At 71.1% G+C, this 23,413-nt stretch carries 20 protein-coding genes; 12 read left to right on the forward strand and 8 right to left on the reverse strand.

Annotation, left to right across the window (positions count from 1 at the left end; genetic code table 11):
• A complete protein-coding gene (locus ABT352_RS35520; RefSeq protein ID WP_350949412.1) occupies window positions 1-1,212 on the reverse strand; it encodes a cytochrome P450 in 1,212 nt (403 codons plus the stop codon).
• A gap of 211 nt (window positions 1,213-1,423) precedes the next feature.
• Between ABT352_RS35520 and ABT352_RS35525 the strand changes: the two genes are divergently transcribed.
• The 7 genes from ABT352_RS35525 (at window position 1,424) to ABT352_RS35555 (ending at window position 10,346) form a co-directional block, all read left to right on the forward strand.
• Window positions 1,424-3,970: a S9 family peptidase gene (locus tag ABT352_RS35525; protein ID WP_350949413.1), complete on the forward strand. Its 2,547-nt coding sequence runs from the start codon at window positions 1,424-1,426 to the stop codon at window positions 3,968-3,970.
• Entirely contained in the window at window positions 3,967-7,518 is a 3,552-nt protein-coding gene (locus tag ABT352_RS35530) for a non-ribosomal peptide synthetase (RefSeq protein ID WP_350949414.1), read from the forward strand. The genes ABT352_RS35525 and ABT352_RS35530 overlap by 4 nt, the downstream gene beginning before the upstream one ends.
• Window positions 7,519-7,915: 397 nt before the next feature.
• Window positions 7,916-8,161, forward strand: coding sequence for a hypothetical protein (locus ABT352_RS35535; RefSeq protein WP_350949415.1), 246 nt, complete (start codon window positions 7,916-7,918; stop codon window positions 8,159-8,161).
• 32 nt (window positions 8,162-8,193) lie between these two features.
• A complete protein-coding gene (locus tag ABT352_RS35540; protein WP_350949416.1) occupies window positions 8,194-8,724 on the forward strand; it encodes a hypothetical protein in 531 nt (176 codons plus the stop codon).
• 154 nt (window positions 8,725-8,878) lie between these two features.
• On the forward strand, window positions 8,879-9,376 hold the full coding sequence (locus ABT352_RS35545) for an SRPBCC family protein (protein WP_350949417.1): 498 nt from the start codon (window positions 8,879-8,881) through the stop codon (window positions 9,374-9,376).
• Window positions 9,373-9,882, forward strand: coding sequence for a DinB family protein (locus ABT352_RS35550; protein WP_350949418.1), 510 nt, complete (start codon window positions 9,373-9,375; stop codon window positions 9,880-9,882). Before ABT352_RS35545 ends, ABT352_RS35550 begins: the two co-directional genes overlap by 4 nt.
• Before the next feature lie 17 nt (window positions 9,883-9,899).
• Window positions 9,900-10,346, forward strand: a complete 447-nt coding sequence (locus ABT352_RS35555) for an MFS transporter (protein ID WP_350949419.1) — start codon at window positions 9,900-9,902, stop codon at window positions 10,344-10,346.
• Window positions 10,347-10,407: 61 nt separating this feature from the next.
• Here ABT352_RS35555 and ABT352_RS35560 read toward each other — a convergent pair whose 3' ends face one another.
• Both ABT352_RS35560 and ABT352_RS35565 read right to left on the reverse strand, forming a co-directional pair.
• On the reverse strand, window positions 10,408-11,619 hold the full coding sequence (locus tag ABT352_RS35560; protein ID WP_350949420.1) for an acyltransferase family protein: 1,212 nt from the start codon (window positions 11,617-11,619) through the stop codon (window positions 10,408-10,410).
• Window positions 11,616-14,540, reverse strand: a complete 2,925-nt coding sequence (locus tag ABT352_RS35565) for a condensation domain-containing protein (protein WP_350949421.1) — start codon at window positions 14,538-14,540, stop codon at window positions 11,616-11,618. The genes ABT352_RS35560 and ABT352_RS35565 overlap by 4 nt, the downstream gene beginning before the upstream one ends.
• 115 nt (window positions 14,541-14,655) lie before the next feature.
• Between ABT352_RS35565 and ABT352_RS35570 the strand changes: the two genes are divergently transcribed.
• The 3 genes from ABT352_RS35570 to ABT352_RS35580 all read left to right on the forward strand — a co-directional run bounded on the left by ABT352_RS35570 (window position 14,656) and on the right by ABT352_RS35580 (window position 17,054).
• Window positions 14,656-15,420, forward strand: a complete 765-nt coding sequence (locus ABT352_RS35570) for an SDR family NAD(P)-dependent oxidoreductase (RefSeq protein WP_350949422.1) — start codon at window positions 14,656-14,658, stop codon at window positions 15,418-15,420.
• A gap of 183 nt (window positions 15,421-15,603) precedes the next feature.
• Complete coding sequence (locus tag ABT352_RS35575; protein ID WP_350949423.1) at window positions 15,604-16,044, forward strand: VOC family protein; 441 nt, start codon at window positions 15,604-15,606, stop codon at window positions 16,042-16,044.
• Window positions 16,041-17,054, forward strand: coding sequence for a class I SAM-dependent methyltransferase (locus tag ABT352_RS35580; RefSeq protein ID WP_350949424.1), 1,014 nt, complete (start codon window positions 16,041-16,043; stop codon window positions 17,052-17,054). Before ABT352_RS35575 ends, ABT352_RS35580 begins: the two co-directional genes overlap by 4 nt.
• A 94-nt stretch (window positions 17,055-17,148) precedes the next feature.
• On the opposite strand, the gene katG is transcribed toward ABT352_RS35580, so the two are convergent.
• The 4 genes from katG to ABT352_RS35600 all read right to left on the reverse strand — a co-directional run bounded on the left by katG (window position 17,149) and on the right by ABT352_RS35600 (window position 20,826).
• Window positions 17,149-19,380 (reverse strand): catalase/peroxidase HPI, encoded by a 2,232-nt coding sequence (gene katG / locus ABT352_RS35585; protein WP_350949425.1) that lies wholly within the window; start codon window positions 19,378-19,380, stop codon window positions 17,149-17,151.
• Window positions 19,381-19,420: 40 nt separating this feature from the next.
• Window positions 19,421-19,858, reverse strand: coding sequence for a Fur family transcriptional regulator (locus ABT352_RS35590; protein ID WP_350949426.1), 438 nt, complete (start codon window positions 19,856-19,858; stop codon window positions 19,421-19,423).
• A 177-nt stretch (window positions 19,859-20,035) separates the two neighbouring features.
• Window positions 20,036-20,344: a winged helix-turn-helix domain-containing protein gene (locus ABT352_RS35595; protein ID WP_350949427.1), complete on the reverse strand. Its 309-nt coding sequence runs from the start codon at window positions 20,342-20,344 to the stop codon at window positions 20,036-20,038.
• Window positions 20,341-20,826 (reverse strand): hypothetical protein, encoded by a 486-nt coding sequence (locus tag ABT352_RS35600; protein ID WP_350949428.1) that lies wholly within the window; start codon window positions 20,824-20,826, stop codon window positions 20,341-20,343. The genes ABT352_RS35595 and ABT352_RS35600 overlap by 4 nt, the downstream gene beginning before the upstream one ends.
• A gap of 204 nt (window positions 20,827-21,030) precedes the next feature.
• Here ABT352_RS35600 and ABT352_RS35605 point away from each other — a divergent pair, with 204 nt between their 5' ends.
• Complete coding sequence (locus ABT352_RS35605) at window positions 21,031-21,546, forward strand: SigE family RNA polymerase sigma factor (protein WP_350949429.1); 516 nt, start codon at window positions 21,031-21,033, stop codon at window positions 21,544-21,546.
• Window positions 21,543-22,733, forward strand: a complete 1,191-nt coding sequence (locus ABT352_RS35610; protein ID WP_350949430.1) for a TolB family protein — start codon at window positions 21,543-21,545, stop codon at window positions 22,731-22,733. Before ABT352_RS35605 ends, ABT352_RS35610 begins: the two co-directional genes overlap by 4 nt.
• A 100-nt stretch (window positions 22,734-22,833) precedes the next feature.
• On the opposite strand, the gene ABT352_RS35615 is transcribed toward ABT352_RS35610, so the two are convergent.
• Window positions 22,834-23,364: a DUF1697 domain-containing protein gene (locus ABT352_RS35615; protein ID WP_350949431.1), complete on the reverse strand. Its 531-nt coding sequence runs from the start codon at window positions 23,362-23,364 to the stop codon at window positions 22,834-22,836.
• Between the last annotated feature and the right edge of the window lie 49 nt (window positions 23,365-23,413).

Raw genomic sequence — 23,413 nt, forward strand, 5'->3', positions numbered from 1 at the left:
CTACCCCATGGGATGGAGCCGAACCTGGACGTGCTTGACGCCGTTGATGACGGGAGAGCGCAGATAGTCGGGCGGGCCGAGCAGTTCCGCCCCCGACACCGAGTTCGCGAGTTCGTCCAGGAAGACGGTGAGTTCCAGCTCGGCGAGGGCGGCTCCCAGGCAGAAGTGCGGGCCGGAGCCGAACGCGACGTGCCCGCTGCGGGAGCTGCGCGGACGCCCGACGTCGAACACCTCGGGAGAGTCGAACACGCGCTCGTCGCGGTTGGCGGAGGTGTGCCAGATGACGACGTCCTGGCCCGGCCGGATGGTCTTGCCGTGCAGCTCGGTCTCGCGGGCCGCGCGGCGCAGCACGTGGCGGCTGGGCGAGGTCCAGCGCAGCAGCTCGCCCACCGCGTTGGGCACCAGCTCTGGTTCCTTGCGCAGCCGCTCCCACTGGTCGGGGTGCTCCATGAAGGCGAGCAGTCCCCCGACCGCGGCGTGCCGGGTGGTCTCGTTGCCGCCGAGCATCAGCACGTCGAAGAAGAGCAGGCACTCCTCCTCGCTCAGCACCCCCGCGTCCTGGGAGCGGGCGAGCAGGCTGACGATGTCGTCGCCGGGCGACCTGCGGCGTTTCTCCACCAGGCCCTGGCAGTACAGCAGGAGCTGGCCGTGCGCCTGGGCGGCGTTGGCGCGCACGTCGGAGGTCATCTGGTACTCGCTGTCGTGCGAGCCGAACGCCGTGGAGGTGAGCCTGAGCATCAGGTCCCAGTCCTGACGCGGCACGTCGAGCAGCGCGGAGATGCCCGCGACGGGCAGGGCCGCCACGACGGTGGCGAAGTCGCACTCTCCCTGTTCCAGCGCGTCGGCGAACACGTCCTTGACGACCGAGCGCAGGTACGGCTCCAGGGCGGCGATCGCCCGGGGGGTGAAGCACTTGTTGACCAGCTTGCGCAGCTCGGTGTGTCGGGGCGGGTCCGTCGTGTTGATCATCTTCCCGGATCCCTGGTCACCGGTGTTGCGGTGCGGGCCGAGGGTGTTGGTCTGGTTGGAACTGAAGGTCTGCGGGTCCTTCTGGACGTTCACACAGTCCTCGTAGCGGGTGACCGACCAGAAGCCGGGCTCCTTGCCGTCGGGGTTCCAGTAGAGCGGGTCGTTGTCTCGCAGATGGCGGAAGACCTCGTGTGGTCTGTCGCCGACGTGCAGATCGGCATCGGCCAGATCGACATCAGTCATTTAGGAACTTCCCATTCCTTGGAGAATTTTCCGGCAGAAGTCATCTCGCCGGCGGGATGGCTCGATTACCGGCGGGCCCGATTACCGGCGGGGCGGCCCCGATTAACCCGCGTACCGTCCCGATTAAGGCGAGGGCGGGATTATAGGCCGCCTTCCGGAGACCCGTCCGAGCGTTTTTTCCTGTTTCCGGTGACATGGTTATCGTCCTCCCATGGTTCTACGTGTCAAGCTCGCCCTGTCATTGCTCACGGCCGCCGCCCTGGTGGGAGGTGCTTCCCCACCGGCTTCCCCGGTGGTGGAACGACCCGTCGCCGCGGGGACCGCGCGGCCGTTCGCGATGCAGGACTTCATGACCACGAAGAAACTCGGTCAGGTCGTGCCGTCCCCCGACGGTAAAGCGGTGGCGGTGGTCGTGAAACGCGGCCCGAGCGAGTCGAGCAGATATGGGGCATCATTTGTCGACGGAAACGAGCGCGCGGACATCTGGATAGTCGACGGCCAGGGTCCGGCGCGCGACGTGACGCACGGCGCGAAGGACGGCACCGGCCACTACAACCCGGTGTGGTCGCCCGACGGGCGCATGCTCGCCTTCGCCTCCACCCGGGGCGGCGACGACGTGTTCCTGCACGTGTGGGAGCGCGAGACGGGCGAGACCCGCAAGCTGACCCCGCGCGGGGTGCAGACGATGACGAACGCCTCGGGCTACCTCGTCCAGTGGCTGGACGAGCGGCGGGTGATCGCTCCGATGGTGAACGCCGGCCGCTGGGCGCTGGAGTACGGCCAATGGCTGGAGGCCCAGCGCGTCGCCCCGAAGCAGTGGGCGAAGGTCGAGAAGGGCAAGGAGGCCACCGCCTCGGTGCTCGACAGCTCCACCGCCCAGGGCGAGGACAAGCTGGACGAGGAGATCGCCGTCATCGACGCCGTCACCGGGAAGCTCACCTCGGCGGGCCCTGCCCGTACCTACACGGCGGGCAACCTGGTGGCCGACCCGACCGGACGCCTCATCGCCCGGGTGGACGACCTCGGCCCCACCCCCGCGGTCGCCGGGCAGCTCAAGCGTGTCCTGGAACGGCGCACCCAGCTCGCGATCGCCTCCGCCTCCGGCGGGCAGCCGCGCGTGGTGACCGAGGTGCCGAACCCCTCGGTCACCGTGCAGCCCCGCTGGGCCGCCGACGGTTCCCGGCTGCTGGTCGTCGGCAAGACCACCCCCGAGACGCCCGACCCGTTCACCGCCTACCTCGTACCCTCCGCCGGTGGGAAAGCCACGCCGCTCGCCGCCGACCGGCTGGTCGCGACGGGCCTGCTGTGGGGCGCCGGAACCCCGCTGGTGCGCGGGGTGAAGGTCAAGGACGCCGCCAACCCGGCGGCCCGCCAGGACTGGTGGGCGTTCGACCCCGCCGACCCGGCAGCCGCGCCGCGCGACCTCACCTCGCGCTTCAAGGTCCCGCCGCTGGAGCTGGTACCGGTGCCCGGCGGCGTGCTGGGCGTGGCCGACGGGCGCGCCTGGCTGATCGACCCGCGTACCGGAAAGGCGCGCGACCTGAACGCGGGCGGCGCCGCGCCGCTGGCGGAGCTGGCCTGGCCGCTGGACGACGGCGTCAAGCGCAACGGCGTGCGGCCCACCGACCGGGGAGGGGCCGAGCCGGCCAACCCCCGCCTCGACCGCGACTTCCCCGTGGTGCTCGCCCGCGACACCAAGGGCGGCCTGTACGAGCTGGCGCCCGGCGCCTCACCCGTGCTGACCCCGCTCCCGCTGCCGCACCCCGAGGCGGGCGTCGCCGGGTACTCCCCCGCGAGCCGCACCGCGGTCTTCGGCGCGGGCGGCGACCAGGGCACCGCACTGTGGACCTCCCAGGCGGGCCGCCACACCCAGCGGCTCTCACTGAACGGCCACCTCGCCCAGGTGACCCCTCCGAAGCGTGAACTCATCACCTACAAGGGGGCGGACGGGGAGAAGCTCACCGGCGCGCTGCTGCTGCCGCCGGACCACCGCGACGGGCAGCGCCACCCGCTCGTGGTCAACGTGTACGGCACCCGGATCGTCTCCACCCTGGAGGACGTGCCGGAGTTCCAGGTGAACAATCCGAGCTACCTCACCCTGCAGTTCCTCGCGGCCGAGGGTTACGCAGTGCTCGTCCCCTCCATCCCCCGCCCCCAGGGCAAGGCCGCGGCCGAGCCGATGACCTGGCCCACCAAGCCGATCATGAACGCGGTGGACGCCGCGATCGACGAGGGCGTGGCCGACCCGAAGCGACTCGCGGTGCTGGGACACTCCTTCGGCTCCTACAACGTGCACAGCCTGGTGACGCAGACCGACCGCTTCAAGGCGGCGATCGCGATCTCCGGCTTCTCCGACGTGATCAGCAGCTACGGCGTGTTCGACTCCCGCTTCCGCTACACGCCCCGCGCGCAGGAGTGGTTCGCGCCCGCCTACATCGAGGACCCCGCGTTCGAGTTCGGGCTGGGCAAGCCGCCGTGGGAGGACCCGCAGAGGTACGTGCGCAACAGCCCGCTCCTGCACGCGGGCAAGATCAAGACGCCGGTGCTCATGCTGCACGGCGAGCGTGACTACCTGACCCACACCGGCTCGGAGGAGATGTACACCGCGCTGGCCAGGCAGGCCAAGAAGGTGCGGCTGGTCAGCTACTGGGGTGAGGCGCACATGCCGTACTCGATGATCTCCCCCGCGAACTTCCAGAGCATGATCGAGCAGGAGCTGGACTGGCTCCGTCTCAACCTGCCCGGAGGCACCCCGTGAGACTCTTCTCGCCCGCCCAGGAACGGGCCTGGCTGGAACACCGGATCCGCGGTGACGCCGTACCCGACGGGATCTCCCTGCGGCTGCGGCTGACCGGCCCTCTCGACGAGAAGGCGCTGGGCTCGGCGCTCGGCGACCTGGCCGCGCGGCACGAGGTGCTGCGCTGGACCCTGCCCACCCGTGGCGACGGACCTCGCCCGGTGGTGTCGGCCGGGGCGCTGCCCGCGCCCCGGGCGGTGCCGGTCGAGCCGGAGAAGCTCGGCGCGACGCTGGCCGAGGTGGAGTCCCGGCCGTTCGACCCGGTCACCGGGCCGCTGGCGCGCGCCTCCCTGCTCGCGCTCGGCCCTGAGGAACACGTGCTGGTGGTGCGCATGCACCCGTGCGTCGCGGACGAGGGCTCGGTCGCGGTGCTCGCCGCCGACCTGGCCGAGCTGTACCGGGCCAGGGCCGAGGGCGACTCCCCGCGCCTGCCCGGCACGCCCCGCGTACCCGCCGAGGACGACTTCCCCCGCCCGGACGCGAAGGCTCCCAACGCGAAGGCCCCTGACCCGTCGGCGTCGTTTCCCGGCGCCCGGGACTCGGCGCCCGTTCGCGGCCGGGACGCCGCGCCCGCCGACACCGCGGCGGTCTCGGACAGTGGTCCCGGGGCGACGGGCGACGACAGGCGGGAGTTCTGGCGCGAGGCGCTGCGGGACGTGCCGCCGCTGGAGACGGCCACCGACCGGCCCCGCCCCGGGCGCCGCTCCGGCGCGGGCGGGACGCACCGCTTCGAGGTGGCCGTGCCGTCCGAGCCGGTCTCCCCCTCCCTCGCGGTGCTCGCGGCGTTCGCCGTCCTGCTGTCGCGCTGCTCGGGCCAGGAGCGCTTCACGATCGGCGTGCACGCCCCGGGGCGTGTCTCGGGGCTGCTCGGCGGGGAGCCGAACGAGTTCGCGGGGACGGCCGGGCCGCTGGACGACCTTCTCCCCCTGCCGGTGGACCTGTCAGGCGACCCGGACCTCGCCACCCTCTCCGCCCGGCTGGGGCGGGCCGCGGACGACGCCTGGCGGCACCGGCTGCCCCTGCAGGACCTGGTCTCCGCCGTCGCGCCGCCCCGTGACCCCAGCCGGGGCGCGCTGTTCGACGTGGCGTACGGCGTCGTGCCCCTTCCCCCCTCGCACGAGGCGGCGGGCCTGCGCCTCGAACCGCTCGGCGACGAGGAGCCCGCCGCCCGGCGTACTGCCTGCGACCTGGACCTGCGTCTCGCCGCGAAAACACCGGACAGGACAGGAACCCGGAACGGCGAAGGCCGGGGAAACGGGGCCGGAGAAGGAAGAGGGGCCGGGGAAAGCGCCGAGGACGGCCACCTGTTCCGGGCGACGCTGACGTACGCCACCGACGTCTTCGACCACGCCACGATCGAGCTGATGGCCGCCCGCCTGAGGAGGCTGCTCGGCGAGATGACCCGCTCCCCCGCGCGGCCGGTGTTCGACCTGCCACTCGACGACCGCTCAGGACCGATCGCGGGCCCGCCCGCGGCGGTGGACCTGGACTCCCCGGGCTCCACCCTGGCCGCGCTGATCGCCGCCCAGGTCCGGCGCACCCCAGAGGCGACGGCTGTGGACGGGGACGACGAGCGGCTCACCTACCGCGAGTTGGACGAACGCGCCCGCGAGCTGGCCGGATGGCTCGCGGCCGAGGGGGTGGGCCCCGGCACCGTGGCCGCGATCTGCCTGCCGCGCTCGGCCCGCCTGGTCACGGTCGTGACCGGGGTGCTGTACGCGGGCGGCGCGTTCCTCGCTCTCGACCCGTCCCAACCGGCCCCCAGGCTGGAGTATCTGCTGTCCGACGCGGCGGCGGCCGTCCTGGTGAGCACCGGGGAGATCCTCGGCGGCCTGCCCGAGGGCGGGGGGCGCCGCCTCGACCTCGACCGGCGCGATCCCGTTCCCCTCGACCGTCTCGTCCCCGGGCCGTCCAACCGGCATGCCCCCGCCAAGGAGACTCCGCCCGGCCCTGCCGGGCCCCACGACCTCGCGTACATGATCTACACCTCGGGCTCGACCGGCCTGCCCAAGGGGGTGCTGCTCGAGCACTCCGGCGCGTGCAACCTGGTCATGGCCCTCGCGCCCGAGCTGGGGATCGGCCCCGGGGTACGGCTGCTGCAGTTCGCACCGCCGACCTTCGACGCCTGGGTGTGGGAGGTTTTCACCACGCTGACCTCCGGGGGCACCCTGTGCGTGCCGGAGGCGGGGAACATCCTCGTCGGCCGGGCGCTGAGCAGGTGCCTGTCGGAGCGCGAGGTGAACGCCGTGTTGCTGCCCCCCTCGGTGATCGCGACGCTGCCCGGCGACGACCCGCTGCCCGCCCTGCGGGTGCTGGTCACCGGTGGCGAGGCGTGCATCCCCGACCTGGTGGAGCGCTGGGGAACCGGCCGGCGCATGGTCAACGCCTACGGGCCGACCGAGGCGACCGTCATCGCGACGCTGGCCGACTGCTCGCCCGGCGAGGGCGTACCGCCGATCGGGCTGCCCATGGCGGGGGCGTACGCGCTGGTGCTGGACGCCGCCGGACGCGTCGCGCCGTGGGGGGTGCCCGGGGAGCTGCACGTCGGCGGCGCGGGCGTGGCACGCGGCTACCACCGGCGGCCCGCGTTGACCGCCGAGCGATTCGTCCCTCTCGCCGGACGACCACCCACGGCACCGGACACACCCTCACCTTCGGCCCTGGATGGCCCCCCGCCCTCGGCGCCGGACGGGCCTTTCCCTTCGACGTCAGACGGGGCGTCCCTCTCGGGGTGGGATGTTCCTCTCCCTTCGACGTCAACCGGCCCCTCCCCCTCGGCCCCCTCGGTGCCGGGCGGGCCGCCTCCGGTGTGCGGTGAGCGGCTCTATCGGACCGGTGACCTGGTGCGGCAGCGCCCCGACGGCCGCCTCGACTTCATCGGCCGGGTGGACCACCAGGTCAAGCATCGCGGCTACCGGATCGAGCTGGGCGAGATCGAGCAGACGCTGCGGGCCTGTCCCGGCGTGGACGACGCGGCGGTGGCCCTGGAAGACGAGCAGCTGGTGGCCTACGTGGCCACCTCCGCCTCCACCGCCGCTTCGGGGACCGCCGCCGCGTCCGTTTCCACCCCCGCGCCCCGCTCGGGATCCACCGCGACCTCCACCTCCGCGATGACGGTCACGGCGAAGGACGCCAGGGCGTGGACGGCCGGGCGGCTGCCCGGCTACATGGTGCCGGGAACCGTGCACGTACTGGACGAGTTGCCGCTGACCACCGCAGGCAAGATAGACCGCCGCAGGCTCGCCTCCTCGGCCGCCCGCGCCGCGAGCCGGTCCGACGAACCGCGCGACCGGCTGGAGCTGGAGGTGCTTGAGGCTTTCCGGCGGGTGCTGGACGAGCCGGGTATCGGCCCGCACGACGCCTTCTTCGAGTCGGGCGGCGACTCCCGGCTCGCGGTGACGTTGCTCGGCCGCCTGCGCGGCGGCCTGCGCAGGCCGGTGGCGGCCCGCCTGCTCTGGGAGCGCCCCACGGCCGCGAGCCTGGCCTCGGCGCTACGCGAACTCGGATAGACCTTTCGGCCACACTATGACCTGAATCACATCAGGGATGCCTTATTGGTGTGGTTTTGAGATGACCGCCGGTGAGGGCTTTGCCTGGCGGTGCGGGCGGCCTGTGGACTGGTAACGAGAATTACCGGTGGGCTTTTGGTCGTCCGTAACGGGCGCGTGCTGGGCGTCTGTCTGCCGTGAGCGGAACGGGGAATAGAAGTTCTCCGTTGGTCAATTCGCAAGCGCCGCCGAGCAGGGGAGCGTGAATTGACACTACAGGGAGGATCCATCCCTGTACGACTTGAAGATATTTTCCCGCACAGGCGTTTGAAGCCGGAGAAAGTTCTGACTATCCAATGAAAAGATCGCACTAAACCGGTAGACATGAGCGCACGTAATTTCGACGGGAAGGTAGCGGGTGGGTTTCGACTTCGACGGGTTCATAGCGGGAATCAGCTGGTTCCAGTGGGCGATCTTCGCGATCTTCGGGCTGATGGTGCTCGTCAGATTGGTTCATGAATCGGTGGAGTGGTGGCGAGATCGGGAGTGGCGGAAAACACGCGGGCTGTCGGATGAGGACGCGCGGGAGGTGCTGGCGGATCGTCAGGCGCGGCGGGTGCGGGAGGAGCAGCAGTCCAGTGTTTACCGCCACTGGCGCAGCTAGAACAGCCGGCGCTCGCAGGAAGGGAGGTACCGGTGTTCGTAGCGGCGTATGAGGCCGCCATGTGGGTCTTGTTCGTGGTCGTCGTGATCGGGTCGATCAGAAGCGTGGCGAAATACGGCGTCGGGTGGCGCGGGCAGGAGCGCGCGGTACTCGCACGGATCAAGCGGCGGGAAGAGAAAAGGCTACGAGAGCAGGAGAGGGCGTGGGCGGAGAAAGAGCGCCGGTGGCCGGGCCGTCTGGTTGAAGGGGTGGTGCATGAGCGTGCGGCGGAGTCGGGGGTGCGGTGGCCGGTGAGACCGTACGTGGTCACAACGATCAAGACCGGTTCGATCACCCCGGGCCGCGCCCCCAAGAGTGATGTGCAGGAATGGCTGGTGAACTGGCCGCAATTGAAGGAGTGGGGCGGGAAAGCCTCGGCGGTGCCGGAGGTCCTGGCCATGGCGGTGTATGAGGATCAGGGGGCGCGGATCAGTACGGTGTGGACGTGGGAGAACGGGCGGTTGGAGAGCAAGGTCGCTTATCGCGGGTCGTGGCAGTCAGCGGTGCGGGCTCATTGCATCTAGTGCTGTGACCTCATAGGTTCGCCGGGTGGCTGGGTCAGGCCTTGATCGCCAACCGACGGCATGTGGAACGTCCTCGGCGAGGCGTTGTCGTACCCCCGGTGTAGCGTCCGGGCCGGAGTCGGGTTCATGCTCTGCGGTTAACGGAGGTACGCGGATGACGAGTACGACAGGCGAGCCCGTGGTGGTGGTGTCCCGGCGCATCGGAGCCTCGGCGGAGGAGATCTTCCGGATCCTGGCCGACCCCGGACGGCACCCGGACCTCGACGGCTCGGGGATGCTGCGCGGTGGCATCTCCGACGCCGTGGTCTCGGGCGTCGGGGACGTCTTTGTGATGCGGATGCATTACGAGCGATACGGCGACTATGAGATGAACAACCACGTCGTCGAGTACGAGCCGGACCGTCGCCTCGGCTGGGAGCCGAGGCCCGGTCGCGGGCACCCGGACGCCACCGCGCTCGGGGCCGCGTGGGGCCACCGGTGGATCTTCGATCTGCTCCCGGACGGAGCCGGGGCGACGGTCGTGACCGAGACCTTCGACAGTTCGCGCATGCCGGAGGACAAACGCGCGGAAGTGGACAGCGGGCGCGCCTGGTGGCAGACGCAGATGGCGAGCACCCTGGAACGCCTCGCCGAACTGTGCGCCGCCCGGTGAACACCGAACTCGACGCCCTCAAGGGAGCCCTGGACCGTCAGCGCGAGCATGTCCTCGGGGTCCTGGAAGGGCTCTCGGAGGAGGATCTGCGGCGGCCGGTGCTGCCCAGCGGCTGGAGCTGCCTGGCACTGCTGCGCCACCTCACTCTGGATGTCGAACGCTTCTGGTTCCCCGGGGTGATCGCGGGCGAACAGGATGTGGCCGGACAGCTCGCGGCAGGCGCGGAGGCGCACTGGTACGTACCCGAGGGGATGACCATCGACGAGGTCTTCGCCGACTACCGGGCGGCCATCGCGCGTGCAGACGCAGTGCTCGCCGCCGCCGCGCCCGAACAGGAGCCCGCCGCCTGGCCCGTGGAGATCTGGCCGACCTGGCAGCTGCCTGACGTGCGGCACATCCTGATCCACGTACTCACCGAAGTCGCCTGCCACGGCGGCCACTTGGACGCGGTGCGCGAACTGATCGACGGCACCACTTGGCTCGGCGGCAACCCCTACGCCGGATAGTTCTGCGACCGGGTGAGGTGCGTCGGGTTCTTCTGGCCGGACGGCTGTCGGACCGGATCGGCGCACGCGGGCCGGCCTGCGCCGGCGCGCTCGTGGCCGCCCTCGGCGCGCTGGCCCTCACCCGGGTCGGAGCGCAGACCCCCGAGGTATGGCCCGCACTGGCCGCCTTCACCATGGGCCTGGGCACGGGCTTCTTCAGCGCGGCCACGATGGGATCGCTGTACCGGACGCTGCCCGCTCCGCTGGTGGCGCAGGGCAGCTCGGTGCTCTACATGCTCAACCAGCTCGGCGCCGCGATCGGCGTCGCCGTCGTCACGCTCATCCTGCAGACCGCGGACGACGTGATCACCGGCTTCCACGGCGTCTTCCTGTTCGCCTTCGCCGTGATCGTGGTCGTCCTCGCCGCCGTCCCGCTCCTGCCCCGCCGCGAGGACGCTCCTCGCGGCGTCGACGTCCCGGTGTGACCCGCCGACGGCCCGTCATGGGCAGGCCCGCAGACGCGGGACGGCGGTGTGCCCCCTCGCGTCACATCGAGGGTTCCGCGCCCGGTGCCGGGGTGGCGGCCTTGGGCTCGCGGCGCAGCATGGCCCGCAGCCGCTTCTCGATCGGATACTCGTACAGCCGGTACAGCCCCCACGACAGCAGCACGCTGACGACCAGCCCCGCCAACGCGTACGGCAGGTGCGCCCAGGTGGGCTCGGGGAAGTCGTAGAGCGACTGCCGCCCGAAGGCGTGCTTGGCGATGGGGAAGAGCACCAGGAAGTGGACGAGATAGAAGGCGTAGGACCACTGGCCGAGCGCCACCAGCGGGCGTGAGCTGAGCAGGCTGCGCCGCCCGGCCAGGTCGTTGGTCGCCGCCGCCGCGATGAGCAGTGCGAACACCACGATGCTGCCCCGGTTGGTGGTCTCGGCGAGCGCGGTCGGCCACACCCCTGACCAGGACCACGCCCACAGCAGCGCGAAGTAGCCGACCGTGATCGCGGTCGCCGTGCGCAACCCGATCGGGCTGCGCCAGCCCCGGCGTACGGCGGCGGCGATCACGATGCCCAGCACGAACTCGCTGACCCGGGAGATCGGCGAGTGGGTGGCGAAGTAGTACAGGTCGGAGGTGAACCAGTTCTCCGCGGTGAGCTGCGGGTTGGCCAGCCAGAGCCACACGCGCGTGCCGATGCTGATCGCGATGAGCACGGCGGCGATCATCACCATCTGACGCAGGGTGCGCCGCACGATCGGGCGCACCACGAACGGGAAGACCGCGTAGAAGAACGCCTCGCACGACAGCGACCAGGAGACGGTGTGCGGCACGGCGTCGCTCTGGAACGACGCGGGGAACCACGCCTGCACCATGAGCAGTGTCGCGACCGTCCACCACACCAGCGCCGTGCCGCCCTCGGTGGGCCAGAGCTGGCCCCCGACGAGCAGCGCGACCGCCGCGACGGTGGTGATGAGGAGCGAGGGCCAGATCCTGGCGAAGCGGCGCCAGTAGAACTTCGGCGCGGTGTCCCTGTCGAAGAACGTCCAGGTGAGGACGTAGCCGGACAGGACGAAGAAGAACGTCACCCCGGCCGTGCCGAGGACGAACAGTTCGTTGAGGTAGGGCAGGGGCAGCAGGATCGCGACATGGCTGAAGAAAACGCCGAACGCGGCGAACCACCGCAGCCCGGTGAGCGATTCCAGCCGCGTCCTCGGCGGGCCCTCGATCGTGTCCGGTGACGGCTTGGCGGCTACCGAGGTCATGACGCCGCCTCCTCTCCCGCGAGGCCGGCTTGCGCGCGGCGCTCGTCGAGGAGCGCCGCCTGTTCGCGGACGGTCGCGTGACGCAACAGGTCGGGCAGCTCCACCTCGACGCCGAACGCCACCTCGTAGCGCAGGCTCAGCCTGGCCAGGGTGAGCGAGTGGCCGCCGAGGTCGAGGAAGCCGTCGGAGGCGCCGATCTCCTCCACGCCGAGCAGCTCGCGCCAGATCCCGGCGACGGTCTCCTCGGTGCCGCCCTGGATCGGCACGTGCCCGCCCTCTTCGCCGGGGGCCTCGGGGCTGGGCAGCTCCTCATAAGCGATGTGGCCCTCGGCGGTCCTGGGCAGGAAGTCCAGGACGGTGACGGAGCCGGGGAGCTGGTATTCGGGCAGGTGGGCGGTGAGCCCGGTGAGGTCCGTGAGGTCGATCCCCTCCCCCGTCACGTACGCGGCGAGCCGGTCGTGGCGCACGTCGACGGCGGCCTCGGCGACGCCGGGCCGCCCCGCCAGGGAGCGGGCCAGCTCGTCGGTGTCCACCCGGAACCCGCCGACGGTGAACATCCGGTCGAAGCGGCCGAGCAGTTCCAGCGAGCCGTCGGGGAGAACGCGGCCGCGGTCGCCGGTGGCGGTGCCGCCGACGTGGATCTCGCCGGGAACGCCGACCGCGCCGGGGCGCCCGGTCCGGTCGGCGATCTCGATCGGCGTACCGGCGAGGGGCGCTCCGAGCAGGACGCCCCTGCGGGGTTCCGCGAGCGGGTCGACCCGGTGGGCCGCGGCCCAGTGCTCGCCGTACAGGGTCCAGGTGGGAATCGCGGCGGCCAGTTCCCGCGCGAGGGCGGGCGGGGTCGTGGCCGCGTCGCAGAGCGCGGTGAACGGGCGGTCGGCGGGCAGGCCCTCACGGAGCAGCAGCCGCCACGCGGCGGACGGGGCGTGCACCACGGTGGCGTCCGCGACCAGGTCCCTCAGCCGTCCGGCGTCGCGGGCGGCCTCGGGGGGCGCGGTCACCAGGTGCGCGCCGTGCAGGAGTGCGAGCAGCACGGCGTCGGCGAACGCGCCGGACGTGGGCGGGGCGAAGGTGAGCACGGTGTCGGCGACGCCCAGGCCGATCCGCGAGGCGAGGTCGGCGATCGGCGCGGCGCCCGCGCCCTCCGTACGGCCGTCGAGGACGTCCGCCTTGAGGTGGGCGTATCGCCAGACGGCCGGATCAGGACTGTCGGCGGCCGGGGGGCCTGCTCCCCTGCGTACAGCGGGCGCGAGGTTCTCGGCGCGGGCGTCGAGCTCGGCGTAGGTCAGCGTGACGGCGGAGGGGGCGCCCGTGGAAGACGTGCCCGTGGCGGTGCCTGTGGAAGTGCCCGTGGCGGTGCCGGTGGAAGGCGTGCCCGCGTGGGTGGTGACGGCGGGCGCGTCGGGGGTGAGCCGCACCCGCTCGGCGAGGACGGCGGCCGGTCCCTCGGCGCCGGTCCCTGGCTCCGCGGGCCGGGGCGCGGGAGGAAGGGAGAGGTCACCGACCGGCAGGTCCGGGTGGGCGCAGGCTCCGGCGACCAGGAGCTCGAACTGCTCGGCGAGGACCTCGACCGTGGCGGGGTCGAACAGGTCGTCGTTGTAGCCCCACAGGCCGGCCATGCCGTCGCCGTCGACGCTGAAGTCCACCATCAGGTCGAAGTGCGACACCTCGACGTCGGGGACGAACTCCGAGGCCCGCACGCCCGGCAGGTTCAGGAAGACGCCGTCGTTGTCGCGCACCCCGAGCCCCGCCTGGAACAGCGGCGTGTGGCTCTGGGGCCGCTGCGGGTGCAGCTCGCGCACCAGTTCCTCGAAGGGCATCTCCTCGTGGTCGTGTCCATCGACGGAGGCGTGACGCACGCGGCGCAGCAGTTCGCGGAAGGTGGGCTCCCCGCGCAGGTCGAGGCGCAGGCAGATGATGTTGATGAAGCATCCGACGAGCGCTTCGAGTTCGGGCCGGATGCGCCCGGCGGCGGGTACGGCGGTGACGATGTCGGCCTGGCCCGCGTAGCGCGACAGCAGCACGCCGTAGGCGGCGAGCAGCACGGTGAACGGGGTGGTGCCCTCCTCACGTGCCACCGCGCGCACGGAGGCGACGGCGTCGCCCGGCAGCCGGGAGCGGTGGAAGCGGCCCGCGCGGCGCCGGTGCGGCGGCCGGGGCCGGTCGGAGGGCAGGTCGAGCAGGCGGGGTACGCCGTCCAGGGTGCGCCGCCAGTAGTCGACCAGACGCGAGCGCACGTCCTCGGTGCGCAGCCGTTCGCGCTGCCAGAGGGAGAAGTCGGTGTACTGCAGGTCCAGGTCCGGCAGGCGCACCGGCCCGCCGGAGCCGGAGCCGGTACCGGCTCCGGTCGCCCCGCCGACGGCCCCGGTGTAGAGGGCCTCGACCTCGCGCCCGACGATCCCGAAGGACGGGTCGTCGAAGACGATGTGGTGGAAGGTGAGCACGAGCACGTGGTCGTCGGGGCCCAGCCGCAGCAGCAGCGCCCGCCAGAGCGGCCCGTGGCGCAGGTCGAACGGGGCGAGGATGTCGTCGGCGGCCATCCGCGCGGCCTCGGCCTCGGCGTCCGGCTCGTCACCCAGGTCGACGGAGCGCAGCACGCTCGCGGGCGCGTCACCGACGCGCTGCACGGGCATGCCGTCGACCTCCGCGACGGTGGAGCGCAGGATCTCGTGCCGCCTGATCACCTCGCACAGCGCCCGGTCGAGGGCTTGAACGTCAAGGGGGCCGCGCAGCCGCAGCGTGGCGGGCACGTGGTAGAACCCGAAACCCGGGTTGAACATCTCGCCGAACCAGATGCGCTCCTGGGTGGAGGAGACCGGCACCCCCGAATCGGGCACGGCGTGTCGCGGGATGCGATCTCGCTCGCGCCTGCGGCGGGCGATCAGGTCGTGCACATTGTCCGCGCTCTTGGAAATCGTCATGTGAATGGTGTCCTCACGTCTGTGGGGTGCAGCGTGAATGCAGAATTTTGCGTCAGGATATGTCTTGATAAGCGAGAGCATTTACCCTCTATTGCGAAAAGGCGGCGAAGCGGATATGGAGCTGCAGGGTGTGACGGCGCTGGTCTCCGGGGGCGGCGGAGGGCTCGGCGCCGCCACCGCGCGCGAGCTCGCCAAGGCCGGGGCGCACGTGGTCGTGGCCGACCTGGAGGCCGCCGCGGCGGGCCCGGTGGCCGACGAGGTGGGCGGCACGTTCGTGGAGACCGACGTGACCGACGCGGGCTCGGTCGAGCGCGCCGTGCGGACGGCCACCGAGGTCGCGGGACCGCTGCGGGTGGCGGTGAGCTGCGCGGGAATCGCGCCCGCCGCCCGTACGGTCGGGCTGGACGGCCGCCCGCACGACCTGGAGACCTTCGAGCGGGCGCTCGCGGTCAACGTGGTCGGCACCTTCAACGTGATGCGTCTGGCCGCCGCCGCGATGGCCGCGACCGAGCCGCTGGAGGACGGCGAGCGTGGCGTGGTCGTCAACACCTCCTCGGCCGCCGCCGAGGACGGCCAGGCGGGCCAGGTCGCCTACGCCGCCTCCAAGGGCGCGGTCGCGGCGCTCACCCTGCCGTCCGCCCGCGACCTCGCCTCCGTCGGCGTGCGGGTGTGCGCGCTGTCACCGGGCCTGTTCGACACCCCGTTGCTCGCGGCGATCCCGCCGGAGTTCCGGCGCCCGCTGCTGCGGCAGATCGCCTTCCCGCCCCGGCCGGGAACCCCCGCGGAGTTCGCGCGAGCGGTCCGCGCCGTATGCGAACTGGGTTACCTCAACGCCGCCGTCGTCCGCCTGGACGGCGGCCTGCGCCTGCCGAACACCTGAGGGAACTCGCCGTACGTTCGGGAGTGGAGCACCGGAAAGACGCGCCGAACACGTGAAAGACCAACGGGGCGTTTGGCGGCGCAACTTCCGAGCAGAACACCGATCCCGTGAACGCCGGCACGTCTCGCCGGCGGGATGCGGGGTAGCGTCCCGTTACGTTTCCATGGTCGTCGATCGAAGGAGATGAGGAAATTGCTCACCCCACCCGACGGAATGCCGAGAATCACCCCCGTCATCTTCTACTCCGATGTCGAGAAAGCCATCGAATGGCTCATCGAGGCGTTCGGATTCGAAAAGCGCAAGGTGTTGAACGACGACGACGGGTCCGTCGTCCACGCCGAGCTGTCGTTCGGCGAGGGGGTCGTGCAGCTCGCCGGAACGGGTGACGGCCGCAAGCACGAGCCGCAGGGCGAGGGCGAGCTGCGCCAGAGCCTGTACGTGTTCGTGGACGACGTGGACGAGCACTACGAGCGCGCGAAGGCCGCGGGAGCGGTGATCCGCGACAAGCCGGACACGCGTTTCTACGGTGACCGCAACTACACCACCGAGGACCTGGAGGGCCATCACTGGGTCTTCGCCCGCAGGGTCGAGGAGATCCCGTACGAGGAGATCGACACCCCATGAGCGCCGTCGAGCAGGTCAGGGAGCTGTACGAACGCTACCCGTGCCCGTCGCTGACCGTCGGCGACGACCTGATCCTGGACCTGGCGCTCGGCATCGGCATGGTCGCCAGGGACAAGACCCTGGCGGGCAAGCGGGTGCTGGACGCCGGGTGCGGCACCGGGCACCAGCTGCTCGGGCTCGCCTCGCAGTATCCCCGGGCGCACTTCACCGGCATGGACCTGTCGCAGTCGTCACTCGACGTCGCCGAGGAACTGCGCGAACGCAACGGGCTGACCAACGTGGAGCTGGTGCGCGGCGCCATCGGCGGGGAGGGGTTCGAGGGCCCCTACGACCTGATCGTGATGACCGGGGTGCTGCACTGCCTGGACGACCCCCGCGCGGGCCTGGCCTGGCTCGCCGAGCGGCTGTCGCCCGGCGGGCTGATGTACCTGTGGCTGTTCCACAGCTTCGGCGAGCACCAGCGGCTGATCGACCGCGAGCTGGTGCGGCTGCTGTCGGGCGGCGACACCGGCGAGGAGGGCCTGTCGGTGGTGCACCGGCTGGGCTTCGGCCGCTCCGCGGGCCGCTACGGCACGGGCACCGCGCCCGGCGCCGACCCACGCGACCAGGACGTGCTGGACGCCGACGCCTACCTGCACCCGGTCATGCGCACCCACCGCTTCGGTGACGCGGCCCGCCTGTTCGAGGGCCTCGACGGGATCGGCTGGGTCGCGCTGAACGGCGTCAACTGGGACGGCGGCGGCAAGATCCTGGACCTGGGCCGTCGCCACCCCGCCTCACCGGTGTTCCTGTCGGACGCCGACCTGTTCGACGACGAGGAGCTGCTCGCCCGCTACGCGGCGCTGCCCGTCGCCGAACGGGCCGCGGTGATGGAGCTGCGGCTCGCGCCGACCGGCTTCACCGTCGTGGCCGGCACCCCGGAGGCGGAGAGGCTGTGCGAGTCCAGGATCTCGGGCAACGTGCTCCTGCGGAACCGGACGGCCGCTCCCGGCGGGACCGGCGACCGGTGATGACCGTGACACCCTGCCGGACGTGCGTCCGGCAGGTGAAAGGCGCGTCCGGGCCGACCGGCGTGGGCCGGCCCGGACGCGCCGAACAACTCACTCAGGCGAGGTCGAACCGGTCGAGGTTCATCACCTTGACCCACGCGGCGACGAAGTCCTTCACGAACTTCTCCTTCGCGTCGTCGCTCGCGTAGACCTCCGCGAGCGCGCGCAGCTCGGAGTTCGACCCGAAGACGAGGTCGGCGCGGCTGCCGGTCCACTTGACCTCGCCCGTGGCGAGGTCGCGGCCCTCGAACGTGCTCTCGTCCTCCGACGTCGCCTTCCACCTCGTGCCCAGGTCGAGCAGGTTGACGAAGAAGTCGTTGGTCAGGACCCCGGGGGTCGTGGTGAGGACGCCGAGCGAGGACTGCCCGTGGTTGGCGCCCAGGACGCGCAGGCCACCGACGAGGACCGTCATCTCGGGGGCGCTCAGGGTGAGCAGGTTCGCCCGGTCGATCAGAAGGTACTCGGCGGGCAAGCGGTTGCCCTTGCCGAGGTAGTTGCGGAACCCGTCGGAGGTCGGCTCGAGCGCGGCGAACGACTCCACGTCGGTCTGCTCCTGCGAGGCGTCCACCCGGCCCGGCGTGAAGGGGACCTCGATGTCGAAGCCCGCGTCCTTGGCGGCCCGCTCGACGGCGGCGCTGCCGGCGAGCACGATCAGGTCGGCGATCGAGACCTGCTTGCCCCCGCTCCGCACGGCGTTGAACGCCTCCTGGATCTCCTCCAGGGCGCGCAGCACGGTGGCCAGCTGGTCGGGGTCGTTCACCTCCCACCCCTTCTGCGGCTCGAGGCGGACGCGTGCGCCGTTGGCGCCGCCGCGCTTGTCGCTGCCGCGGAAGGAGAAGGCCGACGCCCACGCGGCCGACACCAGCTGGGAGACCGGCAGCCCGGAGGCGAGGATCTTGCTCTTGAGGAAGGCGACGTCATCGGCGTCGATCGGCTGGTACGTCGCGGTGGGCAGGGGGTCCTGCCACAGCAGCGTCTCGGACGGGACCTCCGGGCCGAGGTAGCGCACGACCGGGCCCATGTCGCGGTGGGTCAGCTTGAACCACGCCCGGGCGAAGGCGTCCGCGAACGCGGCGGGGTTCTCCAGGAAGCGCCGCGAGATCTGGTCGTAGACCGGGTCCACCCGCAGCGCGAGGTCGGTCGTGAGCATCGTCGGGGCGTGGCTCTTCGACGGGTCGTGGGCGTCGGGGACCGTACCGGCACCGGCGCCGTCCTTGGGCTTCCACTGGTGCGCGCCCGCGGGGCTCTTGCTCAGCTCCCACTCGTAGCCGTAGAGGATCTCGAAGAAGCTGTTGTCCCACGTCACCGGGGTGTTCGTCCACGCACCCTCGAGACCGCTGGTGATCGTGTCGCCACCCTTGCCGGTGCCGTAGGTGTTGTTCCAGCCCAGGCCCTGCTCCTCGATCGAGGCGGCCTCCGGGTCGGCGCCGACGTGGTCGGCCGGACCCGCGCCGTGGGTCTTGCCGAAGGTGTGACCGCCCGCGATCAGGGCGACCGTCTCCTCGTCGTTCATCGCCATCCTGCGGAACGTCTCGCGGATGTCGCGGGCCGAGGCGAGCGGGTCCGGGTTGCCGTTCGGGCCCTCGGGGTTGACGTAGATGAGACCCATCTGGACCGCGCCGAGGGGGCTTTCGAGCTCCCGGTCACCGGTGTAGCGCTGGTCGTCGAGCCAGGTGGTCTCCGGACCCCAGTAGACGTCCTCCTCGGGCTCCCAGACGTCCGCACGACCGCCGGCGAAACCGAAGGTCTCGAAGCCCATCGACTCCAGGGCGACGTTGCCGGACAGAACGAGAAGGTCGGCCCACGAGAGCGCCTGGCCGTACTTCTTCTTGACCGGCCACAGCAGGCGGCGGGCCTTGTCGAGGTTGGCGTTGTCGGGCCAGCTGTTGAGGGGGGCGAAACGCTGCTGACCGGCACCGGCGCCGCCGCGGCCGTCGCTGATCCGGTAGGTGCCCGCGCTGTGCCAGGCCATCCGGATGATGAACGGGCCGTAGTGACCGTAGTCGGCCGGCCACCAGTCCTGCGAGGTGGTCAGCACCTGCGCGATGTCCCGCTTCACGGCCGCGAGGTCGAGGCCCTTGAACGCCTCGGCGTAGTCGAACTCCTCGCCGAGGGGGTTGGCCACGGCGGGATTCTTGGCGAGGATCTTCAGGTTGAGCCGGTCCGACCACCACTGGCGGTTTCCGCCGCCCTGAGTCGGGTGCGGGGCGCGCTCGTGCGCGACCGGGCAGCCACCTTCGCCCTCCGCCTTCGCGTCCGTGACGATTGCATCATGGTTCTCAGACATGGAATCCTTCTGGATCTTCTGTTTCAGGGAGTCGCGGCGCTCAGGAGCCGCGAGGGGTGGAACAGCCGGGGCACAGGCCCCAGAAGATGACCTCGGCCTCGTCGATCGAGAAGCCGTGGTCGTCGGACGCGGTCAGGCAGGGCGCCTCACCGACCACGCAGTCGACGTCGGCGACGACACCGCACGACCTGCACACGATGTGATGGTGGTTGTCGCCGACACGCCCCTCGAACCTGGCCGGACTGCCGGCAGGCTCGATGCGGCGTAAGAGCCCGGCCGCGGTGAGCGCCTGGAGGGCCTCGTACACGGCCTGGAGTGAGATGTGGCCCACCCGATCGCGCACTCCGGAGGCGATCGCCTCGACTCCGAGGTGGTTGCCGTCCCGGACGGTCTCGAGCAGGGCCACCCGCGCGGCCGTCACCCGCAGGCCCACCCCGCGCAGCTCATCTGCGGTGGTCGGAGTGCCAGGTGCGGTCATGGGGCCAAATCTAGCGCCATAAACACGAAGAGTTCAAGTTAACGAACGATGCAAATTTAGAACCCCGCCAGGCGAGGAGACGGTCCGGGTTCCCCCGAGGACCCGAGGACCGGCTCCGAGTGGCGACTCCGGCCACCCGGAACGGCCCGGCGGGAGTTTCGTCCTGGTTGTTCCGTCTCAGTTGGGGAGGACCGAGAGGCCGGACTGGGCGACGATGGCCTGAAGCGCGGCGACGTGGCCGGTGTAGGCCGCGCGCCCCTCCCGGGTGAGGCTGAACCATGTCCTCGGGCGTTTGCCGACGTACCCCTTGCGGATCTTCACGTAACCGGCCGCCTCCAGGGCGCTCGCGTGCTTGGACAGCACCGAGTCGCTGACGCCCAGGTTGTCGCGGACGAAGGCGAACTCCGCCTCGTCGGCGGCGGCCAGCAGCGAGACGATCCCCAACCGGGTCGGCGCGTGGATCGCCGGGTCGAGTCGCGGCGTCATCGCGTCACCGTCTCCGCCCGGCGGACGGCCCGCCCGGACATCCAGCGGGCCAGAAGAGGCGTGGTGATCGCCGCGACCACAGTCATGATCACACCCATGAGCGTACGCGGGTAGGTGAGGCCCAGTTCCGTGAACCACAACGCCATCAGGGCGGCCCCGAAACCGGTGGCGACCAGCCAGCCGGTGAAACCGATCCACGCCCACGGGTCCACCACGGAGGAGTGCAGGCGCATGTTCGCGTTCCTGACGTCTGTCACGAACTTGAGGACGGCGACGGCGAGACCGGCCGACAGGACCGGCACCGCGATCCAGATCCACCAGGCGGGCGGAACCTCGGTGACGAACTGTATTCCGGCGACGAAGACCCAGACCGCCACGGGATACCAGGCGGGGAACATCGGCGGCGCGGCGCGCAGGGCCCTGCGCCGCGTCTCGTGGACCTGGTCCAGCGTCCGCGCAGCCTCTTCCGGGGAGATTTCCATGCCCACTCCTTCGCTCTTTCCTATCTGGAAAGTACTTTCTACTTTCCAGATCGTCAAGTACTTTCCGAGACTGGCCCAGCATGGACAGGCCCTTCCAACGACCGCCCCCGCCAGGAGAGAATTCCGCGCCTTTCCGCGGACGATGCAACAGTTCGCCCGGTCAATCCATCTGAGAGGTGATGGGACGACGAAAGGCGAGGGCAGTTGGAAGCAGATCCCCGGTTCGCCGAGTTCGTCGCCGAGCGCGGTGACGCACTGTTGCGTTACGGCTACGTCCTGGCCGGGAACCCGCACGACGCGGCCGACCTGGTACAGGAGGCGCTGCTGAGGCTACGCGCCGCCTGGCCGAGACTGCGCGCCAAGGACAACCCGGAAAGTTACGTGCGTACCACCATGGCCAGACTCCACACGGCGACCTGGCGACTACGACGGCGCGAACTGCTCGCCTGGGACCCACCGGAGCACGGCTACCACGACACGCCGCCCGGCGAGGACGAGCGGGCGCTGGAGGAGGCGCTGGCCGGGTTGCCCCGCAAGCAGCGGGTGGTGCTGGTGTTGCGCTACTACGAAGGGCTGACCGACGAGGAGATCGCGACGGCCCTGAAGATCTCCCGCGGAACCGTGCGGAGCCAGGCGTCGCGGGCGCTCGGCAAGCTCCGTTCCGCGGCGGGCGAGCACACGGAGGAGAACGTCATGTCGGAGCACGGGGAGCGTCGATGACCGACATCGAGGAGCGGTTGAGCAGGTCCCTGGGCCGCATGGCCGAACGAGCGCCACGACTGGCCCCCTCGGCGGCGGAACGGCTGGAGACCGGCCACCGGCGGCGTAGGAGCAGGTCCCAGACCCTGCTCGCGGCGGCGACCATCGTGGCGGTCGCCGGCGGGATGACCGTAGCCCTGCGGGGGGGCGACGACGGAAGGGCGGTGACCGTGGCCGACCGCCCGTCGGGAAGGCCGTTCGTGGAGATCGACACCATCATCGAACCCGTCGAGAAGGTGTGGCCGCAGGCGGTGTGGAAGATACCCGCCAAGGATCCCGAGGGCAGGCGACTGCGTCCGATCGCACTGACCGACGACCAGAACCTGCTGGTCGAGGCGCTCTCCGAGGCCATGCGGCCCGAGGTTCTCTACCTCTACGACCTGACCGGAGGAGATCTACGAAAGATCACGGATATACGCGGGCCGGGGAACGCCGCGAACATCGGCCTGGGCGAGGGCATGGTGGCGTGGTCGACCTCGACGAAGACCTCCGTGCGTCTGTGGGCCGTACCGCTGACCGGAGGCGAGGCCAGGCAGGTGGCCGAGCACAGGACCGGAGGCGACACGATCGACGGCCTCGCCGTGGCGAAGGGCGCGATCGTGTTCTCCGTGCGGAAGGGCGGGGTGTTCAGCGTTCCCGTGGACGGGGGCCGGGTGACAGCGCTCGACCACGGGACCGGGCTGCACCTGCTGTCCTGGCCGTGGGCGGGCTCGCCGGGCACGTGGAGCCCACAGGACGGGGCGCCGTTCACCTACCTGGTCAACCTGGAGACCGGGCAGAGCAACGACGCGGCCCCTGCCCGGCAGGGACAGCAACTGCTCGCCTGCGGCGTCCAGTCCTGCGTCTCGACGACGTCCGTCGGCGCCAGAGCGTTCACCCGGTCGCGTGACGGCTCGACGCAGCAGGAGGTGCCGACCGGTTTCCAGATCCCGGAGCCCCCCGGCCAGAGCCGCTTCTACGTGCGCAACCTCAGAAGCGACTCCCCCGGGCTCGGCCTCTACGACCTGAAGACCGGGAGGCTGGCGGCCCTCGGCACCGGGAACTCCGAGCCACAGGGCGAGGTCCCGGTCGCCGACCGGGCCGGGCGGATGATGACGTACCTCACCGCGGAAGGCAGATATGTGATCGACCTGTCCAGGATCCCCTGACGGCGCCGCGTACAGGGGCCCGCGCGGGCACCGGGGTCCGCGCGGGCGGCGCCCTCGGTGAGGATGCCGGTCCGCGTCGCGGACCGGCATCCTCACCGGCTCAACCTTCGGCCAGTTCCACGAGATTGGTGACGGTTCTCCAGTTGCGCATGGTGGCCGGGGTCTTCAGACGTCGTTCGAGCGCGACCGGGAGCTTCGCGCGGCCGGTACCGTTCGGCAGGCTCAGGTAGATCTCACGGCTCGCCGTCCACATCTCCTCGGGCGCGAACCTCCCGGCGTCGAAACCGTCGAGCCAGTCCGCCACCAGAGGGTCGAGCAGGAACCACACCGAGTATCCGGTCGGATCGTCGGCCTTCGTCGGGCTCGCCTCGACGACCGCCCTCAGCTCGTCGGCGGTCCGCAGGATGATTTTCGTGGTCAGCCCGAGACCGTCGGCGAGCCGCTTCTCAAGCCGCGCCGCGACCTTTCCCGCCTCCGGCTCGGCGGCGGTGAAGACGACATTGCCGCTCTGCAGATAGGTCTGGATGTCGGTGTGCCCCAGCTCCGCGCACACCGCGCGCAGGTCGGGCATGGAGATCTTCTTGTGGCTGCCGAGGTTCACCGCGCGCAGCAGCGCCACGTATCGCGTCATGCCCTATTTTCTCCCTTCCGCTCTCGGAACGGCACGAGACCTGATCAGC

Origin of the sequence: Streptosporangium sp. NPDC000563 (genome assembly GCF_040299985.1) — a bacterium.
Classification (GTDB): Bacteria; Actinomycetota; Actinomycetes; order Streptosporangiales; family Streptosporangiaceae; genus Streptosporangium.